This window comes from Microcoleus sp. B9-D4 (assembly GCF_036705105.1).
Lineage (GTDB): Bacteria > Cyanobacteriota > Cyanobacteriia > Cyanobacteriales > Microcoleaceae > Microcoleus.
The window spans coordinates 57,706-76,352 of record NZ_JAUBTS010000002.1 but is presented as its reverse complement, the minus strand read 5'-3'; the positions used below and the strand labels follow the sequence as shown (position 1 = coordinate 76,352).

The 18,647-nt window shown below is 45.5% G+C and carries 11 protein-coding genes; 8 read left to right on the top strand and 3 right to left on the bottom strand.

The annotated features are described in order from the left end of the window. The first annotated feature begins 52 nt into the window (after positions 1-52). Both QUB24_RS01680 and QUB24_RS01675 read left to right on the top strand, forming a co-directional pair. The gene (locus tag QUB24_RS01680) at positions 53-2,506 is read left to right on the top strand and encodes a GH116 family glycosyl hydrolase (protein WP_333150009.1); all 2,454 of its coding nucleotides are present in this window, start codon (positions 53-55) and stop codon (positions 2,504-2,506) included. A 319-nt stretch (positions 2,507-2,825) separates the two neighbouring features. Beyond that, positions 2,826-4,259, top strand: coding sequence for a protein adenylyltransferase SelO family protein (locus QUB24_RS01675; protein WP_333150006.1), 1,434 nt, complete (start codon positions 2,826-2,828; stop codon positions 4,257-4,259). A 326-nt stretch (positions 4,260-4,585) separates the two neighbouring features. On the opposite strand, the gene QUB24_RS01670 is transcribed toward QUB24_RS01675, so the two are convergent. Beyond that, positions 4,586-6,775, bottom strand: a complete 2,190-nt coding sequence (locus tag QUB24_RS01670) for a tetratricopeptide repeat protein (RefSeq protein WP_445300377.1) — start codon at positions 6,773-6,775, stop codon at positions 4,586-4,588. Between the two features lie 181 nt (positions 6,776-6,956). Next, complete coding sequence (locus QUB24_RS01665) at positions 6,957-9,155, bottom strand: tetratricopeptide repeat protein (protein ID WP_333150002.1); 2,199 nt, start codon at positions 9,153-9,155, stop codon at positions 6,957-6,959. Between the two features lie 508 nt (positions 9,156-9,663). Between QUB24_RS01665 and QUB24_RS01660 the strand changes: the two genes are divergently transcribed. Together QUB24_RS01660 and mnmE are read left to right on the top strand one after the other, a co-directional pair. After that, positions 9,664-9,873 (top strand): hypothetical protein, encoded by a 210-nt coding sequence (locus tag QUB24_RS01660; protein ID WP_333057296.1) that lies wholly within the window; start codon positions 9,664-9,666, stop codon positions 9,871-9,873. Positions 9,874-9,923: 50 nt separating this feature from the next. Continuing rightward, the gene (gene mnmE / locus QUB24_RS01655) at positions 9,924-11,309 is read left to right on the top strand and encodes a tRNA uridine-5-carboxymethylaminomethyl(34) synthesis GTPase MnmE (RefSeq protein ID WP_333150000.1); all 1,386 of its coding nucleotides are present in this window, start codon (positions 9,924-9,926) and stop codon (positions 11,307-11,309) included. 361 nt (positions 11,310-11,670) lie between these two features. Here mnmE and QUB24_RS01650 read toward each other — a convergent pair whose 3' ends face one another. Continuing rightward, on the bottom strand, positions 11,671-13,209 hold the full coding sequence (locus QUB24_RS01650; protein WP_333149998.1) for a SagB/ThcOx family dehydrogenase: 1,539 nt from the start codon (positions 13,207-13,209) through the stop codon (positions 11,671-11,673). Positions 13,210-13,436: 227 nt separating this feature from the next. Here QUB24_RS01650 and QUB24_RS01645 point away from each other — a divergent pair, with 227 nt between their 5' ends. From QUB24_RS01645 to QUB24_RS01630, 4 genes are all read left to right on the top strand, one after another. Beyond that, the gene (locus QUB24_RS01645; protein ID WP_333149996.1) at positions 13,437-13,958 is read left to right on the top strand and encodes a pentapeptide repeat-containing protein; all 522 of its coding nucleotides are present in this window, start codon (positions 13,437-13,439) and stop codon (positions 13,956-13,958) included. A 441-nt stretch (positions 13,959-14,399) separates the two neighbouring features. Then, positions 14,400-14,732, top strand: a complete 333-nt coding sequence (locus tag QUB24_RS01640) for a hypothetical protein (RefSeq protein ID WP_333149994.1) — start codon at positions 14,400-14,402, stop codon at positions 14,730-14,732. 33 nt (positions 14,733-14,765) lie between these two features. Beyond that, on the top strand, positions 14,766-16,844 hold the full coding sequence (locus QUB24_RS01635; RefSeq protein WP_333149992.1) for a dynamin family protein: 2,079 nt from the start codon (positions 14,766-14,768) through the stop codon (positions 16,842-16,844). Continuing rightward, positions 16,841-18,529, top strand: a complete 1,689-nt coding sequence (locus tag QUB24_RS01630; RefSeq protein WP_333149990.1) for a dynamin family protein — start codon at positions 16,841-16,843, stop codon at positions 18,527-18,529. Before QUB24_RS01635 ends, QUB24_RS01630 begins: the two co-directional genes overlap by 4 nt. The last annotated feature ends 118 nt before the right edge of the window (positions 18,530-18,647 follow it).

Here is an 18,647-nt window from a genome sequence, read left to right as displayed (position 1 = left end):
TAAGCTTTGAAACATTCCTATATCGATAATCTAAAATCTAAAATCAATTGACATGAATAACGATCGCACATCTACTCCAAACATCCCCCCGTACACCTGGAAACGTCCCATCGGTCTAGGTTGGGAGAATCCCTATACAGTACGCTACGCAAGCAATCTCGACGACGGGCCCTGGCACGGAATGCCTCTGGGCGGGTTCGGTGCCGGCTGCATCGGGCGATCGTCCCGCGGCGACTTCAACCTCTGGCACATTGACGGTGGCGAGCACATTTTTCGCAGTTTGCCCGCTTGTCAGTTCAGCGTTTTTGAAGAAACTCAAGGCAAGAAACAAGCTTTTGCACTGTCCACTGAACCGCCTACAGATGGCAGTTTATCTAGTTGGAAATGGTATCCAAAAGAAGGAAGAAGGAAGAAGGAAGAAGGAATAAGGGAAGAAGAAAGAACCGGGGAAGACTCTAATTCTTCGGGGAGTTATCATGCTTTGTATCCGCGGAGTTGGTTTGTTTATGAAAATGTGTTTCAGGCTCAATTAAGCTGCGAGCAATTTTCGCCAATTTTGCCTGATAACTATCAAGAAAGCAGTTACCCAGTTGCCATGTTTGAATGGGTGGCGCACAATCCTACAGATGCGCCGATTACTCTCAGCATCATGCTGACTTGGGAGAATATTGTCGGTTGGTTTACTAATGCTAACAAGTCGCCGAAAGTCATGGTGCGAGATGATGGTAGTCCATTTTATGACTATCAACCCCGGTGGGGAGAAAGCGGCGGAAATATGAATTTGTTGGTGGAAGATTTTCACCGAATCGGTTGCGTGATGACGCGGTTGACTGCTGAGGATGAACCGCAAGAGGGGGATGGACAATGGGCGATCGCAACTATTACTAATCCGGCGGTAGAAGTATTCTATCAAACTCGTTGGAACCCGGCGGGGAATGGCGAGGATATTTGGCGCAACTTTTCTGCTGAAGGTTTCTTGTTGGATGACAAAGACGAGACAGCCGCAGCAGCAGGAGAACAGTTGGCTTGTGCGATCGCAGTTCGCTTTACTCTTCGACCGGGAAAAACTCGCAAAATCCCCTTTATTATAGCGTGGGATTTGCCCGTTACTGAGTTTGCATCGGGAGTTTGGTACTACCGTCGCTACACAGATTTCTTCGGCCGCAACGGCAAAAATGCTTGGCCGATTATTCGCACTGCAATGAAGCATTCCGATACTTGGCGCGAAAATATTGAAGCTTGGCAAAAACCGATTTTAGAACGGAAAGATTTGTCAGATAGTTTTAAAATGGCGCTGTTTAACGAGTTATACGCCCTGACAGACGGCGGTACTCTTTGGAGTGCGGCTGACGAACGCGATCCGAAGGGTCAATTTGCGGTTTTGGAGTGCATTGATTACCGCTGGTACGAAAGTTTGGACGTGCGGCTTTACGGTTCTTTTGCTTTGTTGATGCTGTGGCCGGATTTGGAAAAGTCGGTGGTTTTAGCGTTTGCTAGGGCAATTTCTGCCGGAGACGATACGCCGAGAATTATTGGCTGGAATCAAGCTTCGGCTATTAGAAAAGCTGTCGGTGCGACGCCCCACGATTTGGGTGCTCCTAACGAACATCCTTGGGAGAAAACGAATTATACTAGCTATCAAGATTGCAATTTGTGGAAGGATTTGCCTTGCGATTTTGTGTTGCAGGTTTATCGGGATTTCCTGTTGACTGGCGGCACAGATTGTGAGTTTCTGAAAGAGTGTTGGCCGGCAATTGTTGAGGCTTTGGCTTATCTGAAAACTTTTGATGAGGATGGGGACGGAATTCCTGAGAATTCGGGAGCACCGGATCAGACGTTTGATGATTGGCAAATGCGGGGGATAAGTGCGTATTGCGGGGGTTTGTGGTTGGCGGCGCTGGAGGCTGCGATCGCGATCGGCGAAATCTTGGAAGATGCAGCACCGCAGATAATTCCTAACCCTCAAGCAAAGATAGCATTATATCACAGTTGGCTGCTACAAGCAAGACCGAGCTATCAAGAAAAACTGTGGAACGGTCAATATTACCGTTTAGACAGCGAGAGTAACTCGGAAGTGGTGATGGCAGACCAACTGTGCGGTCAATTTTACGCGAAATTGTTAGGATTACCGGATATTGTGCCGCCAGAATGTGCAGCCAGTGCTTTAGAAACTGTGTACGAATCTTGCTTTTTGAAGTTCAACGATGGCGAGTTCGGTGCGGCAAATGGGGTGATGCTGAATGGTTCCCCGGAAAATCCGAATGCGACTCATCCTTTGGAAGTTTGGACGGGGATTAATTTTGGGTTGGCGGCTTTTTTGGTACAGATGGGGATGGAGGAGAAAGCGTTTAAATTGACGGATGCTGTGGTGAAGCAGATTTATGAAAATGGGTTGCAGTTTCGCACGCCGGAAGCGATTACGGCGGGGGGGACTTTTCGGGCGAGTCACTATTTGCGGGCGATGGCAATTTGGGCAATTTACGGGGTGTTGACAAATTTTAAATAGGGCAAAATGTATATTAGCTGGTGCATCCGACTAAAATTTAAGCTTTCAACCCCATTTTTAGCAAGGAAAACGGTTAATTAAACTCTCACTAACATTGACCTTAAAAAGTTTTTGCCTTCGAGGAAAACATTAATCTTTCATGCTCAAACTTCAGCTTGGCTAAAATTTGAGCATGAAAAAGCCCGGAGATGGGAGGAGATCGAACTCGGCTATAAACGAGAGAGAAAAAGGGTCTGAGGCAATTGTTGACACCAATGCAGTCCGCACCTTACTTGTATATAATTTGGAGCGATCGCCAATTTCAAGATAAAATAGAAAAATGTCAAATCCTTTGCTTTCCCTCAACTACGAACCAGCCCTCGAATCCCTCGGCGGCGACTATTTTGATGAAGTCCCTGCGGCCGATTTTCCTCAGCATATTCTCCGCTTCCGCAACGACAAATTATTGCCGATATTGGGTTTAGACCCCGCACAAGTAACCGACCAACATTTTATCGAAGCGTTCGGCGAATTTCACTGCGTCCGCCCCTTTCTCGCACTCCGTTACCACGGCTATCAATTCAACCAATATAACCCCAATTTAGGTGATGGTAGAGGCTTCTTATACGGCCAAGTTCGCGGGACTGACGGCAGACTTTACGACTTCGGTACTAAAGGTTCCGGCCGCACTCCCTACTCGCGGGGCGGTGATGGTAGACTCACTCTCAAAGGGGGAATTCGCGAAGTTTTAGCCGCCGAAGCTTTGCACCGGTTGGGAGTTAGAACATCTCGCTGTTTTAGTTTAGTTGAAACTGGGGATGCTTTGTGGCGGGGCGATGAACCATCACCCACCCGATCGTCCGTAATGGTGCGTTTCAGTCATTCTCACATCCGGTTTGGAACTTTTGAAAGGTTGCACTATATCCGCCGCCCGGATTTAACTAAAAAGCTTTTAGATTTTGTTATTGAATATTACTATCCTGAACTGCATTTAGAAGCAACTAATGCGGGTGTTTCGCCTGCCGAAAAATATGCGCTATTTTATGCAGATTTAGTCAAGCGAGTAGCTGAATTAGTCGCTCAGTGGATGGCAGCAGGATTTTGCCAGGCCGTGCTTAATACTGATAATATGTCAATTACAGGAGAAAGTTTCGATTACGGGCCTTTCGCTTTTATCCCAACTTACAAGCCGGAATTTACAGCAGCTTATTTTGACTATTCGGGTCTTTATTGTTACGGCAATCAACCGTTGATTTGTAGGGACAATTTAGAGAAGCTCCAGGAACCGCTAGCAGCGGCGATTCCTCAAGCTGATATGGATGCGGGTTTGGCAAAGTTTGGCGATTATTATAATGCAGCTTATCGGCAGTTGATGCTAAATAGATTGGGATTTGAGGATTTGCCAGAGGCGGAGGGAGATGAGTTGTTGAAGGTGACAATTAAAATGCTGGCGGAGTCTCAAGTAGGCTATCACGATTTCTTTTTTGAACTGCGAAGACAGTTCTCTGGCACTTGGCGAGATGATGCTAGTCAAATTTTTGCTGAGGCGGAACCGACGGATTCAATAGCACCTTGGCGGCAGTTTTATTATCACGTTTTGCAAAGTTTGTCGGCGGATGATATGGACAAAATGGCGGACTGTTTGCGGAGGCACAATCCCGAACAATCGCTGTTGAGACCGACGATTGAGGCTGTTTGGGAACCGATAGCTATTGATGATAATTGGGAACCGTTTTATGAGTTGGTTAAACGACTTCAAGACCCAGAAAATTGATTGATAATAGCTTGAATTAATAGCGCGTAAGGGCTGGTTCACCTGCATTTTCTGTTGGTATTAAAGATTAGCGTGAACCAGCCCCGGAACAATCTGAGATTATAAAATATTGACCGATAAAAATATAACATCGAGAAATAATTACTAATGACTAATGACAATCAAGCATCCAGGATACAAGCCCCCGGATTCATTCCGAAAGCAGAATCAGGACCCAGAAATAAAAAACCTGTATCCGATGAAACTTGCCCCCCGAATTTATCCGTGGGGTCAATGCTTCAATTTTAAAATCTAAAATCTAAAATCTAAAATCTAAAATCGATTGACTACTTGAGTTTTTCAATCTCAAATTGTGCATCTTTGTAACCGCCAGTAAGTCCTTGATCGAGAAACATTTTGCCCGCTTTTTCTAAATCGCTAATGGCTCCTGCTTTGTCTCCCAAGGAGCTACGAACCATGCCTCTACCGTAGTAAGCAGCCGCATAATTCGGGCTGATCCGAATAGCTTGCACGTAATCGGCGATCGCACTATTGTAATTCTTTAACTCCTGATAAATCTTAGCCCGATTGGCGTAAGCTTCAGCATTGTTGGGATTGAACCCGATTGCTGCTGTAAAATCTGCGATCGCCCCCTGGGCGTCACCCCCGGCGCTGCGAGCTAAACCACGATTGTTAAAAGCATTAAAATCATTCGGATTCACTGTCAGCGCTTGAGTGCAATCGGCAATTGCTTTGGGATAATCCTTCAAATTTAAATAAGCAATGCAGCGATTGTTGTAAGGAACCCCATCCTCCTCGCTTAGCGAAATTGCCTGAGTGCAATCGTCAATTGCCGCTTGATGCGCTCCTAAATTCAACTGCGTGCTACAACGATTAGCGTAAGCATCTCCACTCTTGGGATCGATCGCAATTACCTGAGAATAATCCGCCAAAGCTCCCTGATAATCTCCTAGGTGAAAGCGAGCTCTCCCCCGACTGTAGAAAGCATCAACATTCTTAGCATCAAGTTTAATTGCCTCAGTATAATCTCCAATCCCCCCCTGCAAATCGCCACTCCCAGCACGAGCCAACCCCCGCGAATGATAAGCTTTAACCAGGTTCGGCTGCAACCGAATTACTTCGTTAAAATCCTGAATAGCCATCTTGTAATCTTGCAGTTCTAAATAAGCAACTCCTCTTTCATAATATGTATCAGCATCCTTGGGCTGGAGATTCAAAGCTTGAGTGTAATCCTCAATCGCCCCGCGCGTGTCGTTAAAATCGTGACGGGCTAGGCCGCGGTTAAAATAAGCCTGAACATATTTAGGATTGAGAGCGATCGCCTGAGAATAATCTGCAATTGCTTCTTGATATTTTTGTAAATCATAATTAGCATTACCGCGCTGGTAAAAACTCTCGGCATTTTTAGGATTCAATTGAATTGACTTATTAAAAGCCTGCAAAGCTGCAGCCGCATCTTGATTGCGAGACTTTTCCACTCCCTGTTCGTAATATTCCTTAGCTTTAATCGGATTCGGGCGGCTCCAATAACTAAACAGAAATAGCAGAACTATCGCCGCCCCGACGCCCGCCAAAATCATCAACCCAAATCGACTTCCCAAACGTGACCAAAAACGCTCAGAAGAAACTAAGCTGGGAGCCATACTTTTCTTGTGAGCCGGATTCATCGGCTCTTGGCGGTGTCTCAACTTGCTGAGAGCTACCAAAACTTCTTCCGCAGATTGATAGCGCTTGGCAAATTGGTGACAGACCATTTTATCAATTATATTGGCTAATCCCACAGAAGATTGAGCTCGGTTTCGCCAAACAATTTCCCCCGTGTGAGAAGGACTCGGATCTTGCAATTTTGGCAAATCCGTACCGGGTAAACCAGTGATAGCTTGGACTGCCATCATCCCGACTGCATAGAGGTCACTGCTAAATTGCGGGTTGCCTTGAAATTGTTCGATCGGCATATAAGCCGGAGTTCCAGTAGCGATGGTGCGCGGAAATTCTGTATCGTACTCGCTGACGTGACTCGCAACTTCTTTAACCGAACCAAAGTCAATTAAAACTAATTTGCCGTCTGGTTTGCGGCGGATTAAGTTGGAGGGATTAACATCGCGGTGAATCACTCCCTGAGAGTGTACGAAGGCGAGAATTTGTAACACTTCTTCCAACAGATCCAGCACTCGTTCTTCCCGCCAAGGTTGACCGGCCACAATTTCCCTATTTAGGGCGTGTCCGGGGACAAACTCTTCGACGAGGTAGAATTGATTGGCTTCTTCAAAATAAGCTAGTAAAAATGGAATTTGATCGTGTTTTCCCAGCTTTTCTAATATTTCTGCTTCTTGTTTAAATAAGCGGTAAGCTGTTTTGAGAACTGTGGAAGTGTTGCTGGGAGGGCGCAGTTGTTTGACTACACATTGAGGGTGGCCAGGGCGACGAGTATCGACAGCTAAATAAGTTTGTCCAAAAGCTCCTGAACTGAGAATTTGCACTACGCGATAACGCCTGTCTAAAAGTTGACCAACCATGTTCATATCTATAAGTGAGAATTGGTAACGGGGAGGTGGTAACGGGGAATTGGTAACGGGGAGTTGGTAACGAGAAGTTGGTAATTGGGAATTGGTAATTTGGCCTTCTTGTTTCTTCCTTTTTTCTTCTTCCTTCTTCCTTTTTTCTTCTTTTTTTAACATCTAACTGATGATTAATAGTTTATTTAGGGTCGTTGATTTGTGCTTGTGCGTTTTGGAAACCATCAGCTCTTCCTTGTTCTAGAAACAAGGTTGCAGCTTTCTGAAAATCCTCGATCGCCCCAGCACGGTCTTTGAGTTGGCGGCGGACGAGGCCTCGGCTGTAAAAAGCGCTAGCATTGTTGGGGTTGAGGCGTAGCGAGTGAGCGAAATCCTCAACCGCTAAAGGGTAATTTTTGAGTTCTGAGTAAATAGTACCGCGATTGCTGTAAGCTACTGCATCGCTGGGATTGAGTCGAATTGCTTGAGTAAAATCTTCCACAGATCCCTGCTTGTCTCCCGAAGCCGATCGAGCTAATCCTCGATTGCTGTATGCTTTGGGATTGTTGCCGTTGAGTCCGATCGTCAAACTGCAATCTTCGCTGGCCTTTTGAAATTGTTTTAAATTCAGATAAGCAATGCAGCGGTTGTTGTAAGCTGCTTCATCTTTTGGAGCGAGGCGAATTCCTTCGGTGCAATCTGCAATCGCTTTGTCGTAGGTGGCCAAATTCAAGTAAGCGCTGCACCGATTGGTATAAGCATCGGCGAGATCGGGTTGTAATTCGATCGCCTTAGTATAATCTTCCATCGCTCCTTGATAATCTGCCAGATTAAATCTCGCTCGACCACGACTGTAGTATACGCCAGCTTGTTTGGGGCTAATTTGCAGGGCTTGAGTAAAATCTGCCATTGCTCCTGTTTTGTCGCCCGCTGCCGATCGAGCTAAACCCCGATTGCTGTAAGCTGTAGCATCGTTGGGACTGAGCCTAATTGCTTGAGTGTAGTCTTCTATTGCTGTGCGGTAGTCGCCCAACTCGTAGTAGGCTAAACCCCGCTGAGAGTATGCCTCACCGTCGCTGGGATTGAGTCGCACTACTTGGGTGAAATCTTCCACGGCCCCCCGCTTGTCCCCGATGTCGAGGCGGGCCATACCTCGATTGTAGAGAGCTTTGGTGTGGCTAGGATTGACTTTAATGGCTTGCGTGTAATCCTGTATTGCTTCCTCGGTTGCGCCCATGTCGTAGCGAGCGTTTGCCCGCTTGTAGTAAGTTTCCGCATCGGTGGCATTCATGGCGATCGCTTGAGTATAATCGGCGATCGCGCCTGTTGTGTCACCTTGCTGCGCCTTGGCTATGCCGCGGGCTAACAATTCTTTTGACCTCGCCGGACTTTGACTCTGCCAAAAGTAAATTATCAGTGCCGACAAGATTAAAGCTGCCGCTGTTGCAGCCAACAGCAGCAGTTTGGTTTGGCTTTGTCTTAGCGGTTGACTCATAGCGTGCGTGATGATTGTGGCTGGCGGCGGCTCAACCTCCAATTTTACGGCGATTTGTTTGAGGTCTGCTAAAACTTCGGCGGCCTCCTGATAACGTTCCTCACAGTCAGGGCGCACCATTCGATCGATAATATCTGCTAGGGCTGCCGAACAAGTTGCCAGGTTTCGCCAGGGAATTTCGTTTTTGTTGTTTTTTAAGGCACTCAGTTCGTTGGGTGAGAGTCCCGTGACGGCAATCTGGGCGATCGTACCTAGAGCGTAGATGTCGCTATTGTAACGGGGGTTGCCGCTCAATTGCTCGATCGGCACGTATAATTCCTGAGCCGCCAAATCCTGTTTTTTTGCCTCATGCCGTTTAACAGAGTTCGGGGAAGTTTGCGACAACAAATGACAGTTAGCAAGTTCCGGGTTAATTTCTTTGTCTAAGCTAAAGTCTACCAATACAAATTTGCCGTCAGACTCGCGCCGGATCGCTCTGTCTGGTTGAATTCTGCGGTGAATAAAACCCTTCTCGTGTATGAACACCAAAATTTCTAATATTTCTGATAGCAGATTAATTACTTGGTCTTCATCCCAAGGTTGACCGGGTATTAGTTCTTGACTTAAAGGTAATCCGGCAATAAATTCTTCAATTAAGTATAAACTTTGATTTTCCTCAAAATACGCCAATAATTCCGGGATTTTGTCGTTTTTTCCCAATTTTTCAATTATTTCTGCGTTTCTTTGAAATAAAACTTTGACTAATTCTGGAGTTTGCGAACTTGTGCCGGGGAGTCGCATTTCTCTAACCGTGCATTGCGGATACCCAGGACGGTGAGTATCTGCTGCTAGATAAGTTTTTCCCACCTCACTTGAGTCTGTGACTTTAATGATGCGGTAACGTCTGTCTAGAAGTTGACCAATCATGCTTTGCCCTCTACCCTGTCAATCGATTTTAGATTTTAGATTTTAGATTTTAGATTGAAGCATTGACCCCACAGATAAATTCGGGGGGCAAGTTTCATCGGATACAGGTTTTTTCTTTCTCCACGGATGAATCCGGGGGCTTGTATCCTGGATGCTTTCGGTCAATTTTCCATTATCGCATGAAATCAGAATAGCCAAAATATTTGGCTGAGTAATTTAAGTTCGATCGAGCCCTGACTCCCACCCAAAAACGGATAGTTGCTTTCCGACAGGAGTCGTTAGCCTCCCAAAATTTTAGACCCCTGTTCAAGCTACCCGATTCATTTGTGGAGTCAATCTAAAATCTAAAATCTAAAATCGACTGACTGGACAAACGGGCGATCGGATTGGCTAGCCAAGTCCATCGCTGTTGCCACGCTCTTCTAATATTTTAGAAAAAAAATGCTGAAATTGTTTATCCTGTCAATGAGATATGTATAATTTAACAACCAAGCCGGAGGTCAGTCAAATGAACGTACAAGTGGTTGAATCCCTAATTCAAGTTATCTGGTCTCTCGCAGCCGACGAGCAATTAGCGATTCTAGGGAAAAGATTACCAAATATCTCCTACGCTTCGACCCGGAAACTGGTGCATTTTGCCCTAAAGGGCGACTATTTTAATTTTTTGAATGACGAACTAGAGATTTATACTCTCAAATACCGAGAAGCAATTGCCTGATACTCAAAAACAGGAGATTGAGAGAACTTTTAAATGTGTGAACAATAAAAATGTCTGAATCACTAACAAAAGGAGGAACGATCGCAGCGATCGCCACTGCCATAGTTCCCCAACAAGGCAGCGTCGGCATTGTGCGAGTTTCCGGTTCCGCAGCCTTAAAAATTGCCGAAACTCTGTTTCGCGCCCCAGGACGGCAAATTTGGGAGTCTCACCGCATTCTTTACGGCCACATCCGTCGCCCCAAAACTCAAGAATTAGTCGATGAAGCTTTGTTACTAATCATGAAAGCGCCGCGTTCTTTTACTCGCGAAGATGTGGTGGAATTTCACTGTCACGGCGGTATCATGGCCGTGCAGCAAGTCTTGCAGTTGTGTTTGGAACATGGGGCGAGATTGGCGCAGCCGGGAGAGTTTTCGCTGCGGGCTTTTTTGAACGGGAGGCTTGATTTAACTCAAGCTGAAAGTATTGCAGATTTGGTGGGAGCAAAATCCCCTGCTGCTGCACAAAGTGCTTTGGCCGGTTTGCAGGGAAAATTAGCGCAGCCCATTCGCAAATTGAGAACAACTTGTTTGGACGTGTTGGCAGAAATTGAGGCGAGAATTGATTTTGAGGAAGATTTGCCGCCTTTAGATGAAGCTAAAACTTCTTTGGAAATAAATCATGTTTTGGAGGAATTGTCAACAATTTTGGCGACTGCCGATCGTGGAGAATTGTTGAGAACTGGTTTGAAAGTAGCGATTGTTGGGCGGCCGAATGTGGGAAAATCGAGTTTGTTGAATGCGTGGAGTAAGAGCGATCGGGCGATCGTCACGGATTTGCCCGGTACGACGCGGGATGTGGTAGAGTCGCAGCTAGTTGTGGGCGGAATTCCGGTGCAGGTGCTCGATACTGCGGGCATTCGAGAAACCGAAGACAAGGTAGAAAAAATTGGCGTTGAGCGATCGCGCGCCGCAGCAAAACAAGCCGATTTAGTGTTGTTGACAATTGACGCGGAATCTGGTTGGACAGAGAAAGATTCGGAAATTTACGAACAAGTAAAGCACCGCCACCTAATTATAATTATCAACAAAATCGACTTAGTAAAAACCCTCCCCGAACTACCTTTTTCCTCAGAAATTCACCGTATAGTTACCACAGCGGCCGCCATCGATCGAGGCATAGAAGACTTAGAAACAGCAATTTTAGATGCCGTCCACGGGGGAAATTTGCAAGCAGCCAACTCAGACTTAGCAATCAACCAGCGACAAGCAGCGGCCTTAACCAAAGCTAAAATTTCTCTGGAACAATGCACGGATACTATTAGCAACAAATTGCCTTTAGATTTCTGGACAATAGATTTGCGCGGTGCAATTCAAGCATTGGGGGAAGTGACGGGGGAAGAAGTGACAGAATCAGTGCTCGACAGAATATTTAGCAGGTTTTGCATTGGCAAATAGTAAGAGGAAAAGAGTAAATTAAAGAGGTAAGCTGTCTCGCATTTAAGTTGTATTTTTAGGGCGGGCGGGACGCCCAACCCACAATAATTTTACTCTTTTTGAAACCCCGAATTTCACTCTTTGTGGAACAGGCATCTTGCCTGTTCTGTTGTATTTTTAGGGCGGGCGGGACGCCCAACCCCTACTCCCTACAATAATTTCACTCTTTTTGAAACCCCGAATTTCACTCTTTGTGGAACAGGCATCTTGCCTGTTCTTGAGAATGGTGTAAGATGTTAATTTCATCAAACTTGACTGTAAAATTTAGATGCGGCTGGGCTTGGTGAAGCAATACTACTGACAAATAACAACTAAGTCATTCTTACGATCGAGGTCTTCCGAGACTTGTAATATAAAGCACAGCCTCACCCGCAGGAATACCGAGAACGTCATTGACGCGATCGTCAAAAAAACCCGCGATACCGCTGACACCCAAACGCAGTTGCATAGCTGCTAAATTCAACCGCTGGCCCAAATGACCCGCGTCCATGTGCAAATAGCGGTAAACTCGATCGCCATATTTTGCTACAGCCCTGTTTAAATCCGCCGTATGAAACAACAGCGCCCCCGCATCTCTGCCCAAGTCTTGCCCCAAACACAAAAAATGCAATTCCCTGCGGAAATTTTTAAACCTAATTTGCCGCAATTCTTGAGCTTTCGGAGCGTAATAGTAACAGCCTTCTTCTAACCCATTTACTCCCGAAACAGCAATAAAAGTCTCGATCAAACTTAGATCGAAATAGTCTGGATAACCGTCTAATCCTTGGTCGATATAGTGCTGCGGCTGGTAAGTAAAATCCAGCATAGCTAGTAGTTCGCCCAAGCTCAAAGAAGCACCTGTATAAGCACGGGTAGAACGCCTTTTGAGCATAGTGTTTTCTAAAGTTTCCAGGTTCACTCCCCAAGGAATCGAAGGAGTGACCGTCGAAACTTTAGTACAAAATGGAAAGTTGTATTTATCCTCTAGTACCCCTTCACTTTCATCAAGTTTCCAGCCGTCAGATCCGGTAGGGTCTGATTCTAAATGCGTGGCTTTGTGGAGGTATTTTAACAGTTGACCTTCGGAAATTTTTGGGTAATCTGTCGTGGTGTTTCCGGGCAAAGCTGTTTTAAATTTAGGCAAGTTTTGGTCAATATCTAGCAAGTCGGCTAAAGCAACTACACAAATCGCTCCTTCTTGCTCCGAGTCGATGTACAGTAATTCATTGACAGCTTCGTCGGCGAATCCTCCAATCAGGTGAGGTCGGTAATCGTTGACGGCGCAAGCTAACTCGATATTACTCAATAAATGGCCGGTGTCTAGAAAAATTCGCCGATAAGCTCGGTCTTCGTAACGCCAAGAAGAACGGAAAAAAACAGTGGTAATGGCGATCGCCAATTGGGTATTTTCTAGCGCTGGCGACTGGAAACAAGCGGCTTGCAATGATGGCCAAACTTGACTGTCCCAAAAATGAACAAGTGAATGAGTTCTGCACTGATAGTTGTAGAGTCCGGGTGGCAACTGGGCAGTGCCACGGGAAATTAAATAAACCTCTGCTGGGTAGAGTCCACCCGCCGACGGTGCAGATCGCAAATAGAGGTAGCTGTCGTCTACCGTCTGCACTTTCGCCGTCAACCCGTAGCTGCACAGCAATAAGCTAGATAAACGATGCCACCAAGCGGCATCGGGCTCGGCATCGGCATCCTCGGAGGGGTCTTTTAGATAAGGCTTGAGGTCAAAATACGCTCCAATTTTATATTCTTTGAAAGGCACAGGTTGCTCTGTCCAATCTAGCTGTTTGCTTTTGGCCGCAATGGTTTCAGGGTCGTATTTTGTCCGTTCGTGGTAGTGCTGAGCAATGGAGAGAGGAAGTTCTGGCATATTTCAGTAGAGGATTCGCTGTGGTTTCTCGATCGATCTTGACATTACTAACCGCTTACTGGTCGAGCAAGGCAAAAATTTACAAATATAAAAAAAATCTTAGAAAAAATGAGATCGTTGTTACACAAGCTTAACATAAAACAATGCCTAAGTATAAATACACAGAATAATAACCATTAATTACTGTTATGGATTGGCTGCAGTAGCTGTCGTCATGAGGAATGAAAATGCAAAAGCTAAGCGCTGAGGAATTGCTTGCTCAGTATGCTGAGGGCCAGCGAAACTTTAACGCCGTTGACTTAAGTGAAGATAACTTGTTTCAAGCAGATTTGACAGAAATAAATCTTTCGGGTAGCGTTCTGAGGCGAGCTTATTTGCCCTACGGAAATTTGACTCAAGCCAATCTTTATAAAACTGATTTGCAAGAGGCTGAATTGGGCGACATTCAACTTTATCAAGCTAACTTGTCGGAAGCAACTTTATCAAGAGCCAACTTATCAAGAGCAAATTTGCGTCACGCCAATTTGCAAGGTGCTAATTTGCAGAAAGCCAATTTGCAAGGTGCAGATTTGTACAATGCAGATTTGACGAATGCCGATTTGAGATATGCGGATTTGAGCCGAGCTAATTTGGAGAAAGCAAAGTTAAGTAAAGCTCAATTAGCGGGCTGCAACTTATTTCGATCGCGCTTGGTTGATTTGTCGGAAGCCGAGTGCGATCGCACTACTATCGGGCCCGAAGGCTATTGATGACTTGCATCGGCTAGTCTAGGGCGTAGGGCGATCGGCTTAATTAGGAATGAGAATTAAATAACTTAGAATTTTGATGGTTCTTGTGGGATGGGCGTCCCGCCCGTCCAGAAATGGCGGGCGGGACGCCCAACCCACTTTCAAGAGTGTAAATTATTTAATTCGCGATCCTTAGTCGTGAAGCGTAAGCTGTTCTACACTTAAATTGTGTGTTAAAAAACAATTCCCCGTCTTGTGGGGTGGGGTGGGCGTCCCGCCCGCCCTGAATATACAATTTAAATGCGCGACAGCGTAGCTATCCCGTAGGGAATCGCCCTTTTTAAAATTTCTTAACATTTCTCGACACGCCGGAAAATGTGAGTTACAGTCGTAGAGAACTTATCGATCCGCAACATTGACAATAAATAACACATTTTTCCAGCGGAAAACAGGCTAAAATTTATGAATTCTCCTGACAACAAATCCCGAGAACTCCGGCGCAAAGAACAAGAACTGCGGAAGCGAGAACAAGAAATTCGGCTCCGCGAACTAGAAGCCGAAATTGACCGCTCAGTGCCAGAACATCTAACAAGCAAGTACCAAGAACCAGACAGCCAAGTTAACGGCAAACTCAAACAGTGGCGCAGAAAAATTATAGCAGCCGCTCAATTTACAGGCATTGTCATTGCTGTTATCGTTGCAGTTCGGATAGCATCTTGGCTGGCAGCCGCCCTGATAGTGGGAGGCATTGCTTGGATCGCTTACAAAATGTTTATTGAAGAAGACAAAAGTTGAAAATTTCAAGCAGGAAACTATCAGGAAATACCCATGAACCTTAAAGTAGAAACTAGCAACTTTCTCAATGATTTAGAGCGAGTAGCCGCCGTCCGCCGAGAAATTGCCACTCGCCTCAGCAACATCGCCACAGCCATCAACCAATCAGAATTAGCAGGAGGAGAAGCATCGGGAAAACTCGGTTTAGAAACAGACAACGCCGACATTGATATCGCCAGTAAAAACTTGCGCCAAGGAGTCTTTCGCCTGCTAGTGCTAGGCGACATGAAACGCGGTAAAAGCACTTTTCTCAATGCGTTAATCGGCGAAAACTTACTGCCCAGCGATGTAAATCCCTGTACAGCTTTGCTGACGATTTTGCGCTATGGTTCAGAAAAAAAAGTCACCATTTATTTCAATGACGGCAAAAGCCCAAAACAGCTAGATTTTAAAAGTTTTAAACAGAACTACACAATTGACCCCGCTGAGGCAAAACGCCTAGAAGAAGAAAAGAAACCAGCATTTCCCGATATCGATTGCGCCGTAGTAGAATATCCCTTACCTTTGCTAGAAAAAGGCATAGAAATAGTAGACAGTCCCGGACTGAACGATACAGAATCCCGGAATGAATTATCTCTCGGTTACATAAACAACTGCCACGCTATTTTATTTGTACTCAGGGCAACTCAGCCTTGCACAATGGGCGAAAGACGCTATCTAGAAAATTACATCAAAAATCGCGGATTGAGCATTTTCTTCCTGATAAATGCTTGGGATCAGGTGCGGGAAAGTTTGATAGACCCAGATGATCCTGAAGAATTAGCAGAAGCAGAAGGGAAACTGCGGCGGGTTTTTCAAGCTAATTTGGCTGAATATTGTTTAACAGAAGGCCACGACATTTACGACGAGCGAGTGTTTGCAATTACCTCAATTAAGGCACTCAGGTTGCGGATGAAAAACCCGGATGCGGATTTGGCAGGAACTGGTTTTCCCGAATTCATGGCGGCACTAAATACGTTTTTGACGCAGGAAAGGGCGATTTCGGAATTGCGTCCGGCGAGGACTTTGGCGCGTCAAATTTCTGCTCGCGTCCGCGACGCTGTTGCCCGCAGATTACCATTACTCGATCGCGATGTCAATGAGTTGAAGGAAAAGATTAATTCAGTTGAGCCGGAGTTTAAAAAGCTGACTCAGATTCGCGATGAATTTCAACAAGAAATTATCGAAGTTAGAGATAGTAAATCGCGGGCGATCGCAGATTCTTTCCGTGCCTACGTTCTCAACTTAGAAAATACCTTTGAAACAGATTTCTTGCGGTATCAACCAGAGCTGAGATTTCTGGATTTCTTCAGCCAAGGCAAGCGAGAAGCCTTTGAAGCATCGCTCAAACGAGCATTCGAGCAGTACATCAATGACAAACTAGCAGCTTGGACTCTCACGGCAGAACAAGAGATGAATTCAGCATTTTCGCAACTCTCACAAAGTGCGGCAAATTACGGAGCATCTTACACGAAAGTGACTGAAAAAATCACAGAAAAACTGACGGGGCAAAAAATACCAGCAGCAGTCAGCAACTCGAAGGAAGATAACTCGCCATCTTGGGCAAAATGGGCGATGGGATTGTTCTCATTAACCACCGGAAATCTGGCGGGCGTAGCAATGGCAGGAGCGGGTTTTGATTGGAAAAATATCCTGCTCAACTTAATTACTGTGTTAAGCGTTAGTACGATTCTTGCTAGTTTGACCGGGATTGTTTTGGGGCCGCTGTACTTGGCATTGTTGGGGATGGGTGTTGGGGTTTTGCAAGCAGACGGAGCTCATAAACAGTTGGTGAAAGCCGCGAAAAAAGAGCTGGTGAAATATCTGCCGCAGGTGGCTCAAGAGCAGTGGCAGCCGATTCACGATGCTGTGAAAGAGTGTTTTGATGTTTACGGACGAGAAGTGGGCGATCGCATGAATGGTGATATTAATTCTCGGAAATCTGAGTTAGATAATTTGCTCGAACAAAAGGAATCTCGCGAGATTAATTGTCAGGCTGAATCGCAGCGGTTGAAAAAATTGGAGGCTGATGTTTCTGCCGAGTCGCAGAGCATTGAATCGCTATATCAAGGTTTCCTAGCCTCCGCTAAATGAAAGAAAAAAACAATATGCAACAACCCGAAACTTATCAAGATTTAACAAACAATCTCAAATCAGCACTCGGTATTCTGGAACTCGACAAAAACTCCCAACTTTACCGAGATACCACCTCAATCTGCGACTATCTCGCCAAACCAACTTTTCAAATTGCTGTCTTTGGCCCGTTTAATTACGGCAAGTCAACTTTGCTCAATGCTTTGCTTGGAAATCGTGCTTTGCCGATCGACTTAGTGCCCACTACAGGTGCTGCCATTTATGTCAACTATGGCGAGGAATTGCACGCCAAAATTACCCTGAAAGACGGCACGGAAGTTAGCGAACGGGGGACTGAGGTTTTGAAACGCTATGCCATCCTTGACGACGCCAGACAAATGCGGGATGATGTGGCGGCCGTGAATGTTTACTGTCCCCATCCATTCCTGCAAACCGGTGTGGAATTGCTGGATTTGCCGGGAACCAACGATCGGGAAGAACAGGATAATTTGGTTCGGGATAAATTGCTAACGGCTGATTTAGTTGTGCAGGTTTTAGATGCTCGCAAATTGATGACTTTAGGGGAACGGGAGAACTTGAGAGATTGGTTGAGCGATCGCAACATCAACACAGTCGTCTTTGTTGCCAATTTTCTCAATCTACTCGAACCAGACGACCAAAAACAAGTTTACAATCGCTTGTTGTTTGTTGCCGAAAGTTTTCGCTCCAATTTGCCGAATAATATCAGCAATATCTACCGCGTCGATGCTTTGCCGGCGTTGAGGGCGAGGCTGAAAGGAGATGTGGCTGCAGCCCAAACTACAGGAATTGCCAGCTTTGAATCGGCTTTGCAGAGTATTGTGGCAGCTCAACAGGAACAACTAGCAGTTAAGTTGCCCAGAATTGAAGCTATAGCTACTAAAATTTGCCACTCTCTCCGAGCCAAAGCTGAAACTGTCACCGCAGAAATAGCCACAGCTCAAAAAAAGCACAAAGACAAAATTGAAATTAAACAAAAAGCCGAAAAATTGATATCAAAAGGCTTTCAAGCCAGCGTTTCCGATTTCGAGATTTGGCTTTACCAGCCCACACTTTTGCAGCGGTATCAATCGGAAATGGCGCTGTCGCTCCAGGAAGGAAGTTTTGATGCGTGGAAGCTAAAATTTGAGAGAGAGGTCTTACATCAGCAGCAAACCATCGCAGAATGGGTAAATAAAGCTTGCGAATTCTTTGAGAAAGAACAGCCGATCGCACTTTTGATTTCGTTTCCTCCATCCCCGCAAGTCAGTTTACCGGAGCCGCCGCCACCTCCACCACAAAAGTCGATCGACAGCGAAGTGGCTCCAGTGGCGATCGCCACAGGCTTAGGTTGGCTATTGGGCGGGCCTGTGGGAGCCGCAGTAGTCGGCGGTGCTAGCTATATTTTGAATAAAAGAACTGGGTATGAAAAGCCGCCTGAATCGCCAGAAGCTTATTTAAATCAAGTAACGGAAATTTGCAGCGAGGCTGCTAAAAACTATCTCGCTCGCTTCAGTACCGATACTTTTTCCATGCTGCAACACTACAAGGAAATCGCCGGAAAAGTTATCTGTTTTCACGACAGCAAAGAGCCATTAAATATGACTGTTCAACAGTACCAGTTACAGTTAGTAAATAATTTAATCGAGAACTTAGAAGCACAATTGGAGAGAATAAAAGTTATATGATTTGAGATTTTATATTACTTTCATGGCACTATCAAATCATCAATAACAGGCAAGATGCCTGTTCCACAAAAATTCAGTTTGATTGTGGGAATAACAGGCAAGATGCCTGTTCCACAAA